Raw genomic sequence first — 17947 nt, 5'->3', positions numbered from 1 at the left:
GGTTTTTTATTTAACGTTACAAAGCGTGGCTTAGTACGTTGCGCTGCCTTTAGTACGAGGGAATGCAATTACATCACGTACGTTACCCATACCGGTAACATAAGCAACTAAGCGCTCAAACCCTAAACCAAAGCCAGAGTGTGGCACGCTACCGTATTTACGTAGGTCGCGGTACCAGCTGTAGTCTTCTTTATTTAAGCCCATTTCGTCAAGGCGTGCATCTAATACATCAAGACGCTCTTCACGTTGTGAACCACCAATGATCTCACCAATGCCAGGTGCTACTACGTCCATAGCCGCAACAGTTTTGCCGTCTTCGTTTTGACGCATGTAAAATGCTTTAATATCGCGCGGGTAGTTTTTAATAACAACCGGTGCTTTAAAGTGTTCTTCTGCTAGGTAGCGCTCGTGCTCAGACTGTAAATCTACACCCCATTCAACAGCGTACTCAAATTTCTTGCCACACGCTTTTAGAATCTCTACAGCGTCTGTGTAATCAACTTGTGCGAAGTCTTTTTCAACAAATTCTTCTAAACGGCTAATGGCTGTTTTTTCGATACGTTGAGCAAAAAACTCCATGTCGTCACGGCGTTCTTCAAGTACGGCTTTAAACACGTACTTAAGCATGTTTTCAGCCAATTTTGCGATATCTTCTAAATCAGCAAACGCAACTTCTGGCTCTACCATCCAAAATTCAGCTAAGTGGCGAGATGTATTTGAATTCTCTGCACGGAACGTAGGACCAAAGGTGTAAATTTTTGACATAGCAGATGCATATGTTTCACCGTTTAGCTGGCCAGATACCGTTAGGAATGCTTCTTTACCAAAAAAGTCTTCGCTGTAATCAATTTCGCCTTTATCTGTCATTGGCAGGTTTTGCATATCAAGGGTTGATACGCGGAACATTTCACCCGCACCTTCACAGTCACTGGCTGTGATGATTGGTGTACTGATCCAGTAAAAGCCTTGCTCATGATAAAAACGATGAATCGCTTGTGCTAAGCAGTTACGTACACGCGTTACTGCGCCAATCATGTTGGTGCGCGGGCGAAGGTGAGCGTGCTCACGTAAATACTCAATGCTGTGGCGCTTAGCCGACATTGGGTAAGTATCTGGATTTTCAACCCAACCTAACACAGTCACTGAGTTAGCTTGAATTTCGAAAGATTGCCCTTGTCCTGCTGATTGTACTAATACACCGGTAACCGACACAGAACAGCCTGCTGTTAAGCTTGTAACTTCATCATAATTATTCAGTGAATTAGGAACTACCGCTTGAATAGGATCAAAACACGAACCGTCATGAACGGCTAAAAATGATATTCCTGCTTTTGAATCGCGGCGTGTACGGATCCAGCCTTTAATGGTTACTTGGCTGTCTACCGCAACATTGCCTTTTAATAGCTCTGAAATCGCTAAATGGCTCATCTTCACTCCAATGATATAAGTTGCCTAACTATATAAATTAATTGTGCGTTACTCATGCATTTATGTATGTAAGGTCACTGCACTTGAACCTTGTATAATACCTAGTAAAGTAAAATAAAAAAACTGTTGTGGGCAACTCTTTAAAAGTTTTTAGTCATGCGCGGTTTTTTTAACCAGTTTTTAGTGTTAAATGGCCACTATTACCATTTGTTACTCTGAAAATTCATCAATTTGTGGCATTATTAGTAAACAAACCAAATTTACGTTTACCATTAATAAAAAATGGATGCTATGAAACAAGTTTTTATTTTACGAGGACTGCCAGGCAGTGGTAAGTCATATTATGCGCAAAATCTCGCTGACGAATTATCGGGCGCAGATGAAAGCAATTATTTTATTTGCTCAACAGATGATTACTTTGTAAACGAGCAGGGTGAATATCATTTCGATAAGTTTAAATTATCGCAATATCATAACCTAAACCTAGCACGTTTTATTAACGCGTTAGCACAAGGTATTGAACTGGTTATTGTTGATAACACTAACATTAAAAAATGGGAATTCATTGCCTATTCGCAAGCAGCGATAGCTTTAGGGTATCAAGTAAAAGAAGTGATTGTTGGTGAAGTAAAAGACAAATCAATGCAGCACTTATATGCCAAGCGCAACAGCCATAACATACCGCTTAAAACCATTAGTAAAATGGCCTACATGTTTGAGTGGTAATTATTAAATGTTAGCTAATACGTCTATATCAGCGTGGGTAATGGCATCTAAATGTGCGGTGATTTTTTCACTGCTCCAATCCCACCATGCAATCGCTAAAAGTTGATTGATAGTTGTTTCATTAAAACGCTTTTTTATTACTTTTGCAGGATTACCGCCTACAATGCTATAGGCAGGTACATCATTGGTTACCACAGATTTACTCGCTATGATGGCGCCGCTGCCAATTTTTACCCCCGGCATAATAGTGGCGTTGTAACCAATCCATACATCATTACCTATTTCAGTATTGCCCTTGAAAGGTAAGTCACCTTGTTGAGGAGCAGACTGTTCCCAACCGTTGCCAAATATAAAAAATGGATAAGTAGAAAAGCCGGAGGTTTGATGGTTAGCCCCATTCATTATAAAAGTAACGTCTTTAGCTATGGCGCAAAACTTACCAATAATGAGACGGTCTCCGATAAAATCGAAATGGTAGAGCACATTTTTTTCAAAATGTTCAGGCCCATCAGGGTCGTCGTAATACGTGTAATCACCTACTTCTATATTAGGTGACTTAATAAAGTTTTTTAAATAACCTACTTGAGGAAAACCGTCCATAGGTGATGGATTGTTTGGATTTGGTCCGTTCATGGTTTCCTCTCAAGTAAGATAAATAGGCTACTAGCTTTTAAATGCCGCCAATGGGTGAGATGTACTGAGCGAAACATGTACCTTGTCACCTGGGTGTACAACAACCTCATGGCTTACTCGGCTAGTTACCACGGTTTCGCATGCAAGTTTAACCGCGCATAAACGGCTACCGCCTTCAAAGCGTACCCAAATTACTTCACCATTATTACCAATACTGCTTTGTACTAGTAACACATCGTCTGGACGAAGCAAAACTTCTACCTCACCAGTGTCACAATCAACGCCGTTTGCAGGTACATTACCAATATCGGTAAGCGCTTGGCCGTTATTTAGGGTTCCTTTTATAAAGCTGGCTTCACCTAAAAAGCGGGCCACAAAGCGGTTGTTTGGGGTACTAAAACACTGCTCTGGGGTGTCAATTTGTTGTATTTTACCGCCTTTTAAAACACCCACACGATCGCCCACCGAAAGCGCTTCTTCTTGATCGTGCGTTACCCAAATTGCCGGTACACCAGCTTCTTTTAATGCGTTGCGTATATCCCAACGCAACATATCTTTTAAGGCAGCATCAAGGTTAGATAACGGCTCATCAAGTAATACAAAGTCAGGTTGGTGGGCAAGGGTACGCGCTAATGCTACGCGTTGCTTTTGCCCGCCTGACAGTGTGGCTGGTTTTTTATGCCTAAATGCATCTAAACCAAGAAGTTTTAGCCAGTGCTCGGCAGGGCTGGTGTCTTTAAGTTTAAAACATACGTTTTGTTCAACTGTTAAATGAGGGAACAACGCAAAGTCTTGAAACACCATACCTACGCTGCGTTTTTCAGGCGCCACAGTATGCTTTGGTGTCGCTGTCCATTTAGCCACTTTAATTTCACCCTCGCTAATCGGTAAAAGCCCCGCTAACGCTTGTAAAATAGTACTTTTTCCGCAACCTGTTGGACCAACAAGCATTAATATTTCGCTTTCACCTAAGGTGAAATTTAAATCGCTAACAACACGATTACTGCCATAATCTATAGACAACTGACTTACAGATAGCATTTTTTATAAATCCTTAATGTTCAAACTGGTTGCGTTTTTCGCCAGACATCATAATAGCTAAAGCACCCGCAGAAATCACCACCAACAATAAGCCAGGAATAGCAGCACGACCAAAATAACCGGCTTCGTAAACACGCCATAAGTAGGTAGATAGCGTTTCAAAGCCAGTGGGGCCTAATAAAAGTGTGGCTTCTAATTCACGCATTGACTCTAAAAAGACCAAGGCCCCACCTGCAATAATACCACGCATAGTCAGGGGTAAAGTAATACGCGTAAAGGCTTCGCGCGGGCTTGCGCCTAATACCCGCGCTGATTTTACCAAGCTTGGGTCAAGATGCTCGGTGCTGGTACGCACAGAACCTACCGCAAGTGGTAAAAAACGTAGCATATAAGCAATAATCAATAAGCCCAGCGTTTGATATAAAAAGGGAAGTTGTAAGCCGCCGTACACAAGCGCTGTGCCCATAACAATACCCGGAATACCAAAACCAAAGTAAGTAACACGTTCCATTACTTTACCAGCCTTACCACTTAAAGCCGCATGGGCAACCGGAATGGCAACAATAACCGTAACAATAGCGGCAATGGCTGAAGCGTAAGTTGAATGCCACGCAATACTAAAATCAAACGAGCTAAAGCCATCACGCACTAACCACAAAGTAAATACTGCTAAAGGTAGGCCAATAGCGAGTAATAAAATAGGCGCAAAGGTGGCAAACATAGCGCCTAGTTGCCATTTTTTAGGGAATAAAATAAGCGAACGACCTTGACGCTCTGAGGCGGTTTTTATTTGTGATTCAATCATTAATAAAAAGCCAACAATCACCATCAGTTGCAGTGACAACATAGCCGCACGGCTTAAGGCAAAGGCATTGTATTCCACATAAATAACACGGGTAAACGTATCTAAGCGCATCATTGCGGGGGTACCAAAGTCAGATAAGGTATACAGCGCAACCAATAATGACCCTGCAGCAATGCCATTTATTACGCGGGGTAAAATAACTTTAAATACGCTTTGCGTCATCGACATACCCAGTGTGCGAGCAGCGTTGACCATACTGGCATCTAAACTAAGTAAAGACGAACGGGTAGTCATCATAACAAACGGAAAAGTATACAAGGTCATGACAATGGCGGCTCCCGTTAACCCATACATAGAAGGGGTTTCAAAACCAAGTAAGTTGTTTATTTCACCGCCGGGACCAAATGCAGCATAAAGCGTAAAAGCGCCAATGTAACTAGGAATAGCAAGCGGGGCTGCAAACACCACCAGCCAAAACTTTTTAAACGGTAACTGCACATAGGCGCTAATGAATGCCAAGGGCACACCAATTAAAATTGAACCTAATACAGTTAATCCCATTAACGACAGGGTATTGCCTAAAATAGTTAAATTGTGGCTATCAAAAAAAGAGCTTGCGTCAGAGGCAAGCGTAATTAAAACAAAAATAGGAGTCAGGGTCACTAGCGCTGCAAGCAGCGCCATTGGGTAAGATGTAGGAATTCGCATTATAAAACGCCGCTGCTGCGCATTAAATCTATAGTTGGGCGTAAATCAGCCAACTGGGTTAAATCAATTTTAGGTGGCGAAATACTGGTTAACTTTGGCAATCCATCGGGTTGAGTAATGCCATTAACCAGTGGGATTTCATAGGCTTCGCTTGCTAAATAACTTTGCACTTCAATGCTAAGTAAATAGCGCATAAAGTTGATTGCCAGTGGGTCGTCAGATAACGATAAAATACCTGAAGCGTTAACTAAACAGCCAGCATCATTTTGCGTAAAGGCTAAATCAAGTTTTGCATCTGGCTTACCCGATTTTAAGCGCAGCGTGTAGTAATGATTAGCAAAACCAATGTCTACTTCACCACGTTCAACGCCCATTACCACACCGAGTTCACCGGCGTAGGTTTTAGAACGTTTTTTAACTTTTTTAAGCCACTTAGCTGTTTTATCATCACCTTCTAAAAGTCGCATAGCGGTAATGAACGATTGAAAAGAAGCATAAGCAGGCGCCCAACCAATACTTAAATCACTGTCGGCAATGTCCATAATGCTTGTTGGAATTTGCTCTTTGGTTAAACGCTCAGTATTAAAAGGCAAAGTACGTATACGACCAGTTACAGGTGCCCATTCATCGTATCTAAATTGTGGCTGTAATTGCGCTGATAAATCACTCGGCATGGGCTTGGCAAGGCCGGCATCGGTAACTAAACCAATTGCCCCAGAGTCGACTGCCCAAAATAAGTCGGCACGTTTAACCCCTGCATTTGCTTCGGCAACAATGGTGTTGGCAAGCGCTGCGGTAGGGCCGCGACGAATGGCAAGGTCAAGATCAGGGTTCTTTTTTTGAATGGCTTGTAATACGTTTTCGTATAAGCCACCTTCACCACGGCCTAAATAAAGCGTCAATGCACCTTTTAATTTAGGCAATGTATCAACAGACACGGGGTTTGCAATAGCAATATCAGCGGCAAAAGCGCGTGAAAGCGATAGCGGTAAAGCACCCGCTACCCCTAACGCAGCTAAGCCTTGAATAAAGGTTCTGCGTTTCACTTAAAATACATCCTTACGTGCTTTTTCTGCTTTTTCAATCAGCGTTTGAGCGCGGCTTAGTTTGGTTTGCATATCAACAACCACATCACGAACTTCATCAACACTTTTATTATTAGAAATTGCTTGTGGAAGTGTTACGTTAAAGTCTTTTTCTAGAACTTCTACTAACTTCGCGTCTTGCTCAATTAGTGTACCTTCAACACCTTCAAATAAATGTAGGTAAGTGTCGTGCACTATGTTGGTGGCTTCATCGCTTAAACGTTCTGCGTATTTAGCGACCACTCGGTCTAATTTATGTTTAATTTCGTCGATAGTCGCGCTTTGAGTCATTTCTTTGGTTGCTGTTGCTTTAACGCTATCTAATAACCCTTTTTGTTGAAACTTAGCCGCCAGTTTAACTGCGCCTAATCCTTGCCATAGGGCATTATTCATTGCTTGTTGTTGTTTGCGTACTTCTAGCGCTGGTTTTTTATTATCGATAGCCATTTTTATGCCATACAAACCTTGCCAAATAGAGGCATAGACAGGCACGTAATTAGTTTCTATTGCGCTGTGGAATTTAACTGATTCCCAGTACTCAACCAAATCATCACTATTAACTGCTTTTGCGCCTTTTTTCTCGTAATCGCTTACCATGGTATCGACTTTAGAGATCATCCATTCAACGTCTTCATTGTAAGTTTTTAAATTAGCTTGAAGGTGATTAACATGCTCACCAATAGGGCCATTAGCAAATACAGGTTGTGCAAAAATCGCAGAGGCGAGTAAAAAACTTGCACTTAATGTCTTGGCAGGCTTAAGTAATATTTTCATAGCAAGTGAGTCCATAAATGTTATTGTAAATGATAGGCATTATCATATCCCTAAAGATCACTCAGATCAACACACTAAATGACAGGTCAGGGCTAAAAATACCAATGTTTTGGGACGAATAGGCAGCAAACTAATTATTTGCATAAATTTTAACGTAACCCTTAATAATAGTTAACCTATCTATACGTAATGTTTACCTTTTATGGCGTTATAAATAGCATCACATAAAGCGCGAATACTGTTTTTGTCACTTATATACGGTGGCATTAGATAAATTAGCTTACCAAAGGGGCGTATCCATACTCCTTGAGATACAAAATAAGCCTGAATTTTAGCGACATCAATGCTACCAGCCTCTTCTGTAAGCTCTACTACGCCAATAGCTCCTAAAGTACGTACATTCACCACGGCGCTGAGCGCTTGGCATTTATGCAGCTGCTGTAATTGAGTATTTATTTCGCTGATACGGTGTTGCCAGTTTTGGCTTAGTAATAAATCAATACTGGCGCAAGCAACAGCGCAGGCCAGCGGATTTCCCATAAATGTAGGCCCGTGCATCAAAACCCCAGCTTCTCCTTCGCTGATTCCTGTGGCTATTTTGTCGCTAGTTATGGTTGCCGAAAGGGTCATTGCTCCACCAGTCAGCGCTTTACCTATACACAGTATATCGGGCTCTATATTGGCATGCTCTACAGCAAACAATTTGCCGGTGCGGCCAAATCCGGTGGCAATTTCATCGCAAATAAGCAGAACATCATATTGAGTGCAGAGCTTACGCACACTGGCTAAATACTCAGGATGATAAAAATTCATCCCCCCGGCGTTTTGCACAATAGGTTCAATAATAAACGCGGCGACTTGCTTGTGGTACTTTAAAAAATAGCTTTCGAGTTCATCGGCCTCAGCTTGATTAAACGCACTATTAAATTGGCTAATAGGGGCAGGCACAAAAATATGCTCAGGCAAAAAACCAGCGTACAAACTATGCATAGAATTAATAGGATCGCACACACTCATCGCTGCAAACGTATCGCCATGGTAGCCTTTGAACGGGGTCATTAATTTTTGTTTTGTTGTAACCCCTTGGCTTAACCAATATTGCAGCGCCATTTTTATCGCTACTTCCACACTTACTGAGCCACTGTCGGCTAAAAACACCTTTGTTAATCCCTCTGGCGTTATCGCTACCAGCTTTTTACAGAGCTCTACTGCCGGCTGGTGGATTATGCCACCAAACATTACATGGCTCATTTTATTTATTTGGGCGTGCATCGCTTCATTTAAAACCGGATGGTTATAGCCGTGAATAGCACTCCACCATGAGGCCATACCGTCAATAAGTTGTTCGCCCGTTTCTAAGTGAATAAGGTTGTGACTTGCATGCGTTACGGGGTAAACCGGAATAGGTTGAGTCATTGAGGTGTAGGGATGCCAAATGTGCTGACGATCAAAATCAAGGTCTATCGTTTGTTTATTAATCATATGTAAACTTTAACTAAGTGGACTTCGTTGACAATGGTACGGCAATACGTATTCTAAGCCAATAACACCAAGAGCAAAAAATAAAAGAGAGTATTATGGAGCTTGCAACAGTTCGACACGATTGGACCCATCAGGAAGTAAAAGCCTTATTTGAAATGCCATTTAACGATTTATTATTTAAAGCCGCCTCTGTGCATCGCGCTAATTTTAATCCAAACGAAGTACAAATTTCTACGTTGTTATCTATTAAAACCGGTGCCTGCCCAGAAGACTGTAAATATTGCCCGCAATCGGGTCATTACAAAACTGATTTAGAACGCGAGCGCCTAATAGAAGTAGAAAAAGTGGTAGAGCAAGCGCGGTTAGCAAAACAAAAAGGCGCTACCCGTTTTTGTATGGGGGCTGCATGGTCAGATCCAAAAGACAGAGACATGCCATACATTTCGCAAATGGTAAAAGAAGTAAAAGCCCTTGGCCTTGAAACCTGTATGACTTTAGGCATGTTAAATAACGAAAAAGCCCATGAACTGCGCAGTGCAGGGCTTGATTACTATAACCACAACCTCGACACTTCACCTGAATACTATGAGCAAATTATATCAACTCGTACCTTTCAAGACCGCCTTGATACTATAGGCAATGTGCGAGACGCTGGTATGAAAGTATGCTCCGGCGGTATTGTCGGTATGGGTGAGCAAGCAAGCGACCGCTATGGCTTATTAATGCAGTTGGCTAATTTACCCCAGCAGCCCGAAAGCGTGCCAATTAATATGCTAGTAAAGGTAAAAGGGACACCGCTTGAAAACGTTGATGACTTAGATCAGTTTGAGTTTATTCGTACCATAGCCACAGCACGTATTATGATGCCCCATAGCTACGTACGTTTATCAGCAGGGCGCACAGCAATGAACGAACAAATGCAGTCAATGTGCTTTTTTGCCGGTGCTAACTCTATATTTTATGGTGATAAACTTCTTACTACCGAAAACCCAGAAGCCGATGCCGACATGCAATTAATTAAAAAGCTCGGGATGAACCCAGAAACAGCCGAAGACTATTCTGATGAAGCCGTTGCTGCGTCTTTGTCATCGCAAGTGGCCGATAAAGCAACCTCAGAATTGTTTTACGAAGCGTAAAGTGCTCAGTACTATGCTAATGGTTTAAAGTATCGCGTTGAAGGTTAAAGCATTTATGTCATTTGAATTTATAAACACCCATTTAGATGAACGCAAAGCACGGCAGCTCTTGCGTAAACGCTATGTAGTGCAAAGCGCAACGGCGCGCACTATTACGGTTAATGATAAAACCTACCTCAACTTTGCGAGTAACGATTATTTAGGGTTTGGCGATTCGCCGGTGGAATTAACCAGCGCGCCATTACTCGGTAGCCACAGTTCAGCATTAGTGACGGGTTATCAACAACCACAGCAAGCGCTTGAGCAAGCTTTATGTAGTGCTTTGGGTTATGAAGCAGGCATGTTGTTTAATTCGGGCTTTAGCGCAAATAGCAGTGTGATTAAAGCCTTGTTTCAAGATAAAGCGACAGCGCAACACAGTGCGATTTTTCAAGATAAACTCAATCACGCCAGTTTAATTGATGGCGCATTACACGCCAACGCCGCGTTAATACGCTTTAACCATAACGATATAAACCATTTACGCTCACGGCTAGAAAAATCAAAAGCGCGCAATAAGCTCATCGTGTCTGAAGGTGTGTTCTCCATGGATGGTGATACCGCGCCAATTAAAGCGCTATTTGCCTTAGCAAAGCAGCATAACGCGTGGTTAATGATAGACGATGCCCATGGTTTTGGTGTTTTAGGAAAATCGGGGCTTGGCAGTTGTGAAGCCTTAATTGCAGCCGACACCTTGCCCGATATTTTAGTGATCACCTTTGGTAAAGCGGTTGCTAGTAGTGGTGCGTGCGTATTAGGTTCGCAGCATTTTATAGATTACATGCTGCAGTTTAATCGTGATTATACCTACTCAACCGCTATGTCGCCGTTTATTGCCTCTCATACTTTGGCGCGTATCAAAAGCATAAGAGATGCCAACGACAGGCGAGCTAAATTAAACGCTAATATTGCGCTGTTTAAAAGCCGAGCTAAAGAGCAGCACATTGCGCTAATGGACTCTAACACCGCGATTCAACCAATTGTTTTAGGCTGCGCCGAGCAAACGTTAAAAGCCAGTGAGCAACTAAAGCAGCAGGGCATTTGGCTAACGGCTATTCGCCCGCCAACTGTTTTACACAATACCTCGCGTTTGCGTATTACCTTAAGTGCAGCCCACACCCATGACGATATAAAACAACTCGTTGGTAGCTTACAAAAGGTCATTTCATGATAAGCCCGCAGGCAATTAAAACTAAGCCACTTAGCCCTACAACTGTGTGTATAGCTGCTCAGGTTTTAAAAAAAACCACAGCGCATAACTTTTCAAAGGCAGCAAACAGTTACAGCCAGCATGCCAATGTGCAAAAACAAGCGGCAAATGATTTATTTAAACTCATTAGTGCAAACCCTAATAAGCTCTGTGTTGACCTAGGCGCAGGGCCGCTTGTTAATACTCAGGCTTTAAGGACATTATTTGGCCAAGTTGTTGCCATAGATTTGAGTTTTAACATGCTAAAAAGCAGTAATTTAAACACCCCAAAACTGTGCGCCGACATGGATAACTTACCGCTGCAAGCTAACAGTATTGACGTGCTATTTAGTAATTTTGCGCTGCAGTGGTCTGCTAATTTAGAAGCCTTAATGCACTCGCTTTACCAAGCATTAAAACCAGGCGGGCAAGCCTATATTAGTACGGTTGTTGCAGGGTCATTAAACGAGATCAAAACCGCCTTTGAAGTGCTTGATTCACATAATCATATTAATCAGTTTGCAAGCCATAATAATATAAACCAATCGGTCGAAAAGGCCGGGTTTAAGATCAACGCATCAAAAAAAATCATCTATACCGATCAGCACAGCAGTGCATTAGCGGCTATAAAATCGATTAAAGCCATTGGTGCCACCACACAAAATCATGCAACAAGTCGTCGTGGTTTATTAACCAAATCAGCGCTGCAAAAAGTATGTGATGCCTATCCGATTATAAACAATAAAGCCCATGTATCTTACCATGTGGTATTGTTATCATTAGAAAAAGCCCAGTAAAAATAATAAGGCCATGCCATGAACCAGTTTTTTATTACCGGTACAGATACCGATGCCGGTAAAACTCATGTAACCAGTTTGCTGTTAAAGTTACTCGCCCAACATAAAAAGCGTGCAATAGGTTTTAAACCGATTGCATCAGGGTGTGAACTTGCGTTTGATCAGCTCGTGAATGCCGATGCCTTAATGCTAATGGAAAGTGCAACTGTAAGTGCAAAATACGACATTATTAATCCGTTTGCTTTTGAGCCCGCCATAGCTCCGCACATTGCAGCAGAGCAAGTGGGAGTAACCCTAAGTGTTGAAAAGCTACGTACCGCTTATAAAAATGTGAAGCAACAAGGCGCCGATTACCTGTTAACCGAAGGTGCGGGCGGCTGGGCATTACCAATTAATAATAACGAGTATTTATACGACTGGGTAAAAGCAGAGCAACTGCCAGTAATATTAGTGGTCGGGATGAAACTAGGCTGTATAAATCATGCATTACTAACTGCAGCACATATGCAAAGTATGGGTGTTAATTGCATTGGCTGGATTGCAAACCAAGTTGATGCCACTATGGATGAATACCAAGCAAACCTAGATTCACTCAAAACACGTTTACCATTTCCACTGCTTGCCATTAGCCCATACACAGAGCAAACCCCTAAATTACAAATTTATAAAACCCTGCTTGAAAAATTATCCATAAATCCATAAATAACCCTTGTGTTGTGACATAGTTTGTCACAGAATAGCGCTGACGTTATGACATAGTGTGTCATAATGCAGTGATTGCTCAAAGCCGATCAAACATAGTAAATCGCTCAGCAATAAATGTTATTTTTGGAGAACTCGTATGAAACGTGTATTTTTGTTTTTATTAACTAACCTCGCGGTTATGTTGGTATTAGGTGTGGTGCTTTCAATCATAATGAGTGCGCTGGGCTTAAGCCATCGTAGCCTTGGCGGAATTTTACTAATTGCGACTGTATTTGGCTTTGGTGGATCGTTTATTTCGTTATTTATGTCGAAATGGATCGCCAAAAAATCAACCGGTGCGCAAGTGATCACCCAACCTCGTACCGAAACCGAACAATGGCTGGTAAGCACTGTGGCTGATCAAGCTAAAAAAGCCGGTATTAAAATGCCAGAAGTGGCTATTTACGACAGCCCAGAAATGAACGCGTTTGCAACCGGCCCAAGTAAAAATAATTCGCTGGTGGCGGTAAGCACGGGTTTATTACATAACATGAGCCAAGATCAAGCCGAAGCCGTATTGGCGCACGAGGTATCGCATGTGGCTAATGGCGACATGGTAACGCTAACGCTTATTCAAGGTGTGGTTAATACCTTTGTTATTTTTGCCGCTAAAGTACTGGCGGGCATTGTTGACAACTTTATCAATAGCGATGAAGAAGAGGGCGGCAGCAGCTGGACTTACTTCTTATTCGATATGTTATTCCAAATATTATTTGGCGTACTGGCAAGCATAGTGGTTGCTCATTATAGCCGTAAGCGTGAATTTGCAGCCGATAACGGCGCAGCTCAGTTGGTAGGCGCAGACAAAATGCGTTCAGCCCTTGAGCGATTAAAGCAAAACCACCCATCGCAATTAGAAGGCTCAATGATGGCCTTTGGTATCGCCAGTGGTAAAGGCATGGCTGAGTTGTTTTCATCTCACCCACCGCTTGATGCACGTATAGACGCACTACGTCGTTAAAAAATTCAAGTTTTTCACAGTACTTGTAAACAAAAAGCCTGCATTTGCAGGCTTTTTTATGTTTAATGGTTTTTATTGCGATTGAATTATGTCAGTAATGCCCTCTGGCGAGAGTATTTCAATCCAGTAACCGTCTGGGTCTTTAATAAAGGCAAGGCCTTTCATTGAGCCGCCATCTGGCTGTTTTACAAACTCCACATCGTACTTAGCAAAGCGCTCGCAGGCAGCGTATACATCGGGCACACTAATACCAATATGGCCAAAGCCTTTTGGTTCTTCATTACCACTATGATAACCGTTAAAGCTTTCGTCGTTTCCAGTACCCCAGTTATGGGTAAGTTCAATCAGCGCAGGGCGGCGAAACACCCATTGAGTTTTTTCTTTATCATCGCCTTTAGGCATATCTTGCTCATAGCCTAAAAAGTACAAAGTAAACTCCATACCAGGAAAGTCGTACTTTCCTAACAGCTTCATACCCAATACATTTTCATAAAATGCCAGCGACAGTTTTGGATCTTTAATACGCAACATGGTTTGCTGCATCACATAGCCCTCAGTGGCCTGTGCAATTTGCTCTGGAGATTCGTTATAGCTAGACATGAGATAATCCTTAATAAAATGACTGAAAAAACCTTAATGGATTTAAAAAGGCAGGGCATACGCTCATCATAATAAACAGCAGCAAAAATTAAAACCACCTTGCTAAATTGTTGGGTGCTTTGTAAGCAGAAAATGGCATATTTATGGGTGCTGTATATTTATACAGTTTGTGGCATTTTGTACAATATTACTGATCTCTACCATTTTGGTATATTTGTGCATTTATGAAGTATGAGCCGAAGTTAACTAGTTGTTTACAGGTGTTTATTTGAGGGCTAAGATAAATTCTATGTAATGTATGGACATTTGTCGGTTTATAAAACGACAAATGTCGTAGACAAAGTTGTTAAGTTTCTAAGTAGGTGAACGTGGATAGTTGTCCAAATAAAGAAATATTCAATTCCTTATCATCCTCATTCGATAGAATTGATGAAGCTGCATGGTTCATTCGATTAATGGAAGAAAACTACCATGAAGCTGATAAATTTAGGTGGTCTTTAAACTCTTTTTTGAGAGCATTAAAAGAAATCATGCAATTGGTCACCATGGAAGTTCAAGGTGATAAAGGGCTTAAAAAAGTGGTCACTGCTAAGAAGGCAGAATTATCCAAAGATCCTTTAATATCTTTCCTTTATAAACAGCGTGACATAATTGTACATAAATCTATGTTAAAGCCTGCAAGCAAGGCTGGTGTTGGATTTACTCGTGGTAGAGGTATGAAATTGGGTTTAGGTTTTCCTATTGACCCGCTCAGTGATAGCGAAATAGGAATTAAAAAGTATATTAATTACGCAGCTAAAGATGTTGATTTCCTCGGTATTTTATATACCGAAGAAGATGGAGGTGGCGAATATACATGTGTGCAGCGAGAATGGAAATTGGAGCAATTTCCTGACGATGAAATCACTGCACTAGCAGCATCTGCTTGGGAGAAAGTCACACAAGCATTTTTTGATGTAGCTGGGGAAATGGGAGCCAAATTAGTAAAACCAACTTTTACACTAGGCAACCCAAACCATGTGCAATTTGAAATATATACTCCTGAATGGGTGAAAAATGAATTAGAACATGCAAAAAAATGGCATGCTGAAAACGAAACTTAACAAGTTGCTTAAACGGACAAAAAACAGTTGGCTTTTGCTCGTTCCTCGCTAATTTTAGCCAACTATTTTATTGCCGCTTAGCAAAGCGTTATGTTTACAAGGAAATTCGGCGTATGTTTAAAAAGCTATTTATATTATCGATATTGGTGTCATTATTCGGTTGTCAAAGTACCAATAATTCGAGTGGAGATAATGTAAATATTTACGGAGTTATATTTGCAGTTAAAGTAGATAAAGACGGTAAATTATCAAATCTACGCTTTTCAAAAGCAACTAACCCAATAAAAAATATCGATATTAATTTTCAGCCACCTTCTAACTATGTTAAAAAAGTGGAAGCTAAATTAGCTAAGCGCCAATTCGAAGTACCTAAAGATGGTGCGGATTTAAATAAAGAATCATTTATCCCATGTTTCTACGTTAAATCAAATCCATCTGACATAAAGTGCTACGGTGATGAGTAAACATAACAAGAAAATAAACAAGGACTTAAAACAGTTGGCTTTTGCTCCTTCGTCGCTTATTTTAGCCAACAATATTTAGCCCATTAATGGGGCGTTATATGCCTAAGAGAGTTATGTGAATATTGCTATTTTTGTAGTTTCATTTGTGGTCTATGTTTGGCTCTGCTTGAGTATCGTAAAGTTCCATAAACATTTAGCAGATAAACTTAAACTGGTTAATCGTCGTAGTTTGTTAAACGTGTTTAGCCAATATATTTGGTTTCTGTTGTTTATCGTTACCTACATCCCATTTAGTATATTCTTCCCTGCATGGTTAAATGGAAATCTTGGCATTGTGCAAGAGTCCCCAAATGTAACAGCTATTTTCATTTTGTTGGGATGTTTAACGCTAGCAATTACTATGTGGCTAGGTTATAAAAAAAACTAAGCAGGCGAATTGGTAATCGGCATATAACAAAGCAAATTAAAAAGTGCGGACAAAAACTAGTTGGCTTTGTTCGTACCTCACAAATTTTAGCCAACTAATTTTTGCCGTTTATTTGTGGCGTTAGTGCTCTATGAGAGGAAATAGTTTGAATATACGAAAAGCAGAGTTACGAGATTTGTCATTTTTAGTCGAGTTCACTTCCGAAGAAGCTCGTGAAGCTGAGAATGCTGTCAAGATACCCGAAACTCTAAAGCGTGGTATAGAAGTCGCACTTTGTGACCGAGATGTTGCAAGTTATTGGGTTATGACTGATGAAAATGATATTCCGATAGGTAGTGTTTCCTCGATAAGAGAATGGAGTGATTGGAATGCTGGCTATTATTGGTGGATTCAAAGCATGTACCTAAGACCCGAGTATAGAGGCAAAGGTTTAATGAGCGAGTTGATCACATGTGTAGAGTCAGAAATGTATCGCGAAGGCGGTATAGAGCTGAGGCTATACGTACATAAAGACAATGCTGTTGCCAAGCGAGCTTACGAAAAGTCGGGTTTTTCTTTGTCTGATTATCAGATTATGGCCCTGGGTAAAGAGCATTAACAAGCAATTGAAGCAGACCCTCAACGCTCGGCGATTTTGGTTTGCGTTAATTTTGGAGTTGCCGAGTAAAAACCAAATGGGGTCAAATCTTGACTTCAGACATCAAACTCATGTGGCAACCTTATAAGCGGCTTTTAAAATGCTGGTAGCTTATAAGCTAATTAATCTCTAAGTTGAATTTAAAATAAAAGGATTTTTTATGAAAGGTATTAAACGTATTTGGTTTTGGTTTACGCTGGTTGTGTGCCCATTATTAATTATTTTAGGTGTGGCTACCTTTGCACAGTTATTTGGGCAGTACATGTATTCTCAGCAATTTAGTTTCTCGTCACTATCTAGTTTTCAAATTGCATTTATGGGTGGCGGAATTTGTGCGTTTTCTGTATTTTTAAGCACATTAAAAGAAGCAAAAATACGCTTTTTTGCAAAATGAGTTAGTTAATAAGGAAAACTATGGTTGTTGGTGGGCTACCCAAGATGTGCTTGGTTTTAAGCCTCTTTTAAAACGGATGTAAAATTAACAGTTATTAAATGGATGATTCAAGGATGAATAAAGGATTATTAAAATCGTGGAATGACGAGAAAGGTTTTGGCTTTATTAAATCAACTACACTGCAACACGATACCTTTATACACATATCGTCGCTCAAACACATGAGCCGTAAACCTAAAGTGGGCGACATTATTTACTTTGAGGTAGCGACTGATCCCAACGGTAAAACTAAAGCTGTAAATTGCCGTATTGAGGGCGTATTAGCACAACCACACATAAACACTTCAACAAGGTCGGTTAGAATAAGTAAAACCGCACGTAAAAACTCACCATTAATGAAACTTATAACGCTTGGTATTATTTTTAGTATTGGTTTTAGTGTGTATAAAACCGGTTATTTAAATACCAAGCAAACACCTGTAGTGACTAATGCTAATTTAGAGTCATTTATGCCCGCTAGTTCAAACTCACCTACTAAAACACCACCAACATTTCGTTGTGATGGCCGCCAACATTGTAGCCAAATGACCTCCTATGCAGAGGCGTTATTTTTTATTCAACATTGCCCCAATACCAAAATGGACGGTGATAGAGATGGTGAGCCTTGTGAACGGCAGTTTGGGAATAAGTAGTTTTTATATTGGGGTTATTAATAAACCAAAAATTTTGTTGAAGCCTGTTAGGTGGAATACGATTTTTGATAATACAGCTATA

19 protein-coding genes are annotated in these 17947 nt (G+C 40.9%); 11 read left to right on the top strand and 8 right to left on the bottom strand.

The features are described from left to right. Positions 1-30: 30 nt before the first annotated feature. Positions 31-1428: an asparagine--tRNA ligase gene (gene asnS / locus PSM_RS07790; protein WP_013464983.1), complete on the bottom strand. Its 1398-nt coding sequence runs from the start codon at positions 1426-1428 to the stop codon at positions 31-33. Positions 1429-1719: 291 nt separating this feature from the next. On the opposite strand from asnS, the gene PSM_RS07785 reads away from it, so the two are divergent. Beyond that, the gene (locus tag PSM_RS07785) at positions 1720-2154 is read left to right on the top strand and encodes an AAA family ATPase (RefSeq protein ID WP_013464982.1); all 435 of its coding nucleotides are present in this window, start codon (positions 1720-1722) and stop codon (positions 2152-2154) included. A gap of 3 nt (positions 2155-2157) precedes the next feature. Here PSM_RS07785 and PSM_RS07780 read toward each other — a convergent pair whose 3' ends face one another. From PSM_RS07780 to bioA, 6 genes are all read right to left on the bottom strand, one after another. Then, entirely contained in the window at positions 2158-2787 is a 630-nt protein-coding gene (locus tag PSM_RS07780) for a Vat family streptogramin A O-acetyltransferase (protein WP_013464981.1), read from the bottom strand. 30 nt (positions 2788-2817) lie between these two features. After that, positions 2818-3828, bottom strand: coding sequence for an ABC transporter ATP-binding protein (locus PSM_RS07775; RefSeq protein ID WP_013464980.1), 1011 nt, complete (start codon positions 3826-3828; stop codon positions 2818-2820). Positions 3829-3841: 13 nt separating this feature from the next. After that, positions 3842-5341, bottom strand: a complete 1500-nt coding sequence (locus tag PSM_RS07770) for an ABC transporter permease (protein WP_013464979.1) — start codon at positions 5339-5341, stop codon at positions 3842-3844. Beyond that, a complete protein-coding gene (locus PSM_RS07765) occupies positions 5341-6387 on the bottom strand; it encodes an extracellular solute-binding protein (RefSeq protein ID WP_013464978.1) in 1047 nt (348 codons plus the stop codon). Before PSM_RS07765 ends, PSM_RS07770 begins: the two co-directional genes overlap by 1 nt. Beyond that, positions 6388-7200, bottom strand: a complete 813-nt coding sequence (locus PSM_RS07760; protein WP_013464977.1) for a hypothetical protein — start codon at positions 7198-7200, stop codon at positions 6388-6390. 180 nt (positions 7201-7380) lie between these two features. Continuing rightward, positions 7381-8682 (bottom strand): adenosylmethionine--8-amino-7-oxononanoate transaminase, encoded by a 1302-nt coding sequence (gene bioA, locus PSM_RS07755; protein WP_013464976.1) that lies wholly within the window; start codon positions 8680-8682, stop codon positions 7381-7383. 95 nt (positions 8683-8777) lie between these two features. On the opposite strand from bioA, the gene bioB reads away from it, so the two are divergent. The 5 genes from bioB to htpX all read left to right on the top strand — a co-directional run bounded on the left by bioB (position 8778) and on the right by htpX (position 13548). Then, positions 8778-9818 carry a biotin synthase BioB gene (gene bioB, locus PSM_RS07750; protein WP_013464975.1) on the top strand — a complete coding sequence of 347 codons (1041 nt, stop codon included), beginning with the start codon at positions 8778-8780 and terminating at the stop codon, positions 9816-9818. A 55-nt stretch (positions 9819-9873) separates the two neighbouring features. After that, positions 9874-11028, top strand: coding sequence for an aminotransferase class I/II-fold pyridoxal phosphate-dependent enzyme (locus PSM_RS07745; protein ID WP_013464974.1), 1155 nt, complete (start codon positions 9874-9876; stop codon positions 11026-11028). Then, on the top strand, positions 11025-11843 hold the full coding sequence (locus PSM_RS07740) for a methyltransferase domain-containing protein (protein WP_013464973.1): 819 nt from the start codon (positions 11025-11027) through the stop codon (positions 11841-11843). Before PSM_RS07745 ends, PSM_RS07740 begins: the two co-directional genes overlap by 4 nt. Positions 11844-11861: 18 nt before the next feature. Then, positions 11862-12545 (top strand): dethiobiotin synthase, encoded by a 684-nt coding sequence (bioD, locus tag PSM_RS07735; protein WP_013464972.1) that lies wholly within the window; start codon positions 11862-11864, stop codon positions 12543-12545. Positions 12546-12684: 139 nt separating this feature from the next. Beyond that, a complete protein-coding gene (gene htpX / locus PSM_RS07730) occupies positions 12685-13548 on the top strand; it encodes a protease HtpX (RefSeq protein WP_013464971.1) in 864 nt (287 codons plus the stop codon). Between the two features lie 72 nt (positions 13549-13620). Here the strand turns inward: htpX and gloA are convergent, their stop codons facing one another. Next, positions 13621-14148, bottom strand: coding sequence for a lactoylglutathione lyase (gene gloA, locus PSM_RS07725; RefSeq protein WP_013464970.1), 528 nt, complete (start codon positions 14146-14148; stop codon positions 13621-13623). Positions 14149-14516: 368 nt separating this feature from the next. Here gloA and PSM_RS07720 point away from each other — a divergent pair, with 368 nt between their 5' ends. The 5 genes from PSM_RS07720 (at position 14517) to PSM_RS07695 (ending at position 17865) form a co-directional block, all read left to right on the top strand. Continuing rightward, the gene (locus PSM_RS07720; RefSeq protein WP_016900358.1) at positions 14517-15251 is read left to right on the top strand and encodes a hypothetical protein; all 735 of its coding nucleotides are present in this window, start codon (positions 14517-14519) and stop codon (positions 15249-15251) included. A gap of 113 nt (positions 15252-15364) precedes the next feature. After that, positions 15365-15715, top strand: coding sequence for a hypothetical protein (locus PSM_RS07715; RefSeq protein ID WP_013464968.1), 351 nt, complete (start codon positions 15365-15367; stop codon positions 15713-15715). A 572-nt stretch (positions 15716-16287) separates the two neighbouring features. Next, complete coding sequence (locus PSM_RS07705) at positions 16288-16740, top strand: GNAT family N-acetyltransferase (RefSeq protein ID WP_020476990.1); 453 nt, start codon at positions 16288-16290, stop codon at positions 16738-16740. 199 nt (positions 16741-16939) lie between these two features. Then, entirely contained in the window at positions 16940-17173 is a 234-nt protein-coding gene (locus tag PSM_RS07700) for a hypothetical protein (protein ID WP_008113861.1), read from the top strand. A 113-nt stretch (positions 17174-17286) separates the two neighbouring features. Further along, the gene (locus PSM_RS07695) at positions 17287-17865 is read left to right on the top strand and encodes a cold shock domain-containing protein (RefSeq protein WP_013464965.1); all 579 of its coding nucleotides are present in this window, start codon (positions 17287-17289) and stop codon (positions 17863-17865) included. The last annotated feature ends 82 nt before the right edge of the window (positions 17866-17947 follow it).

The organism is Pseudoalteromonas sp. SM9913 (genome assembly GCF_000184065.1).
Classification (GTDB): Bacteria; Pseudomonadota; Gammaproteobacteria; order Enterobacterales; family Alteromonadaceae; genus Pseudoalteromonas; species Pseudoalteromonas tetraodonis.
The sequence above is the reverse complement of the archived record's forward strand: the minus strand, read 5'-3'. Positions and strand labels throughout refer to the sequence as shown.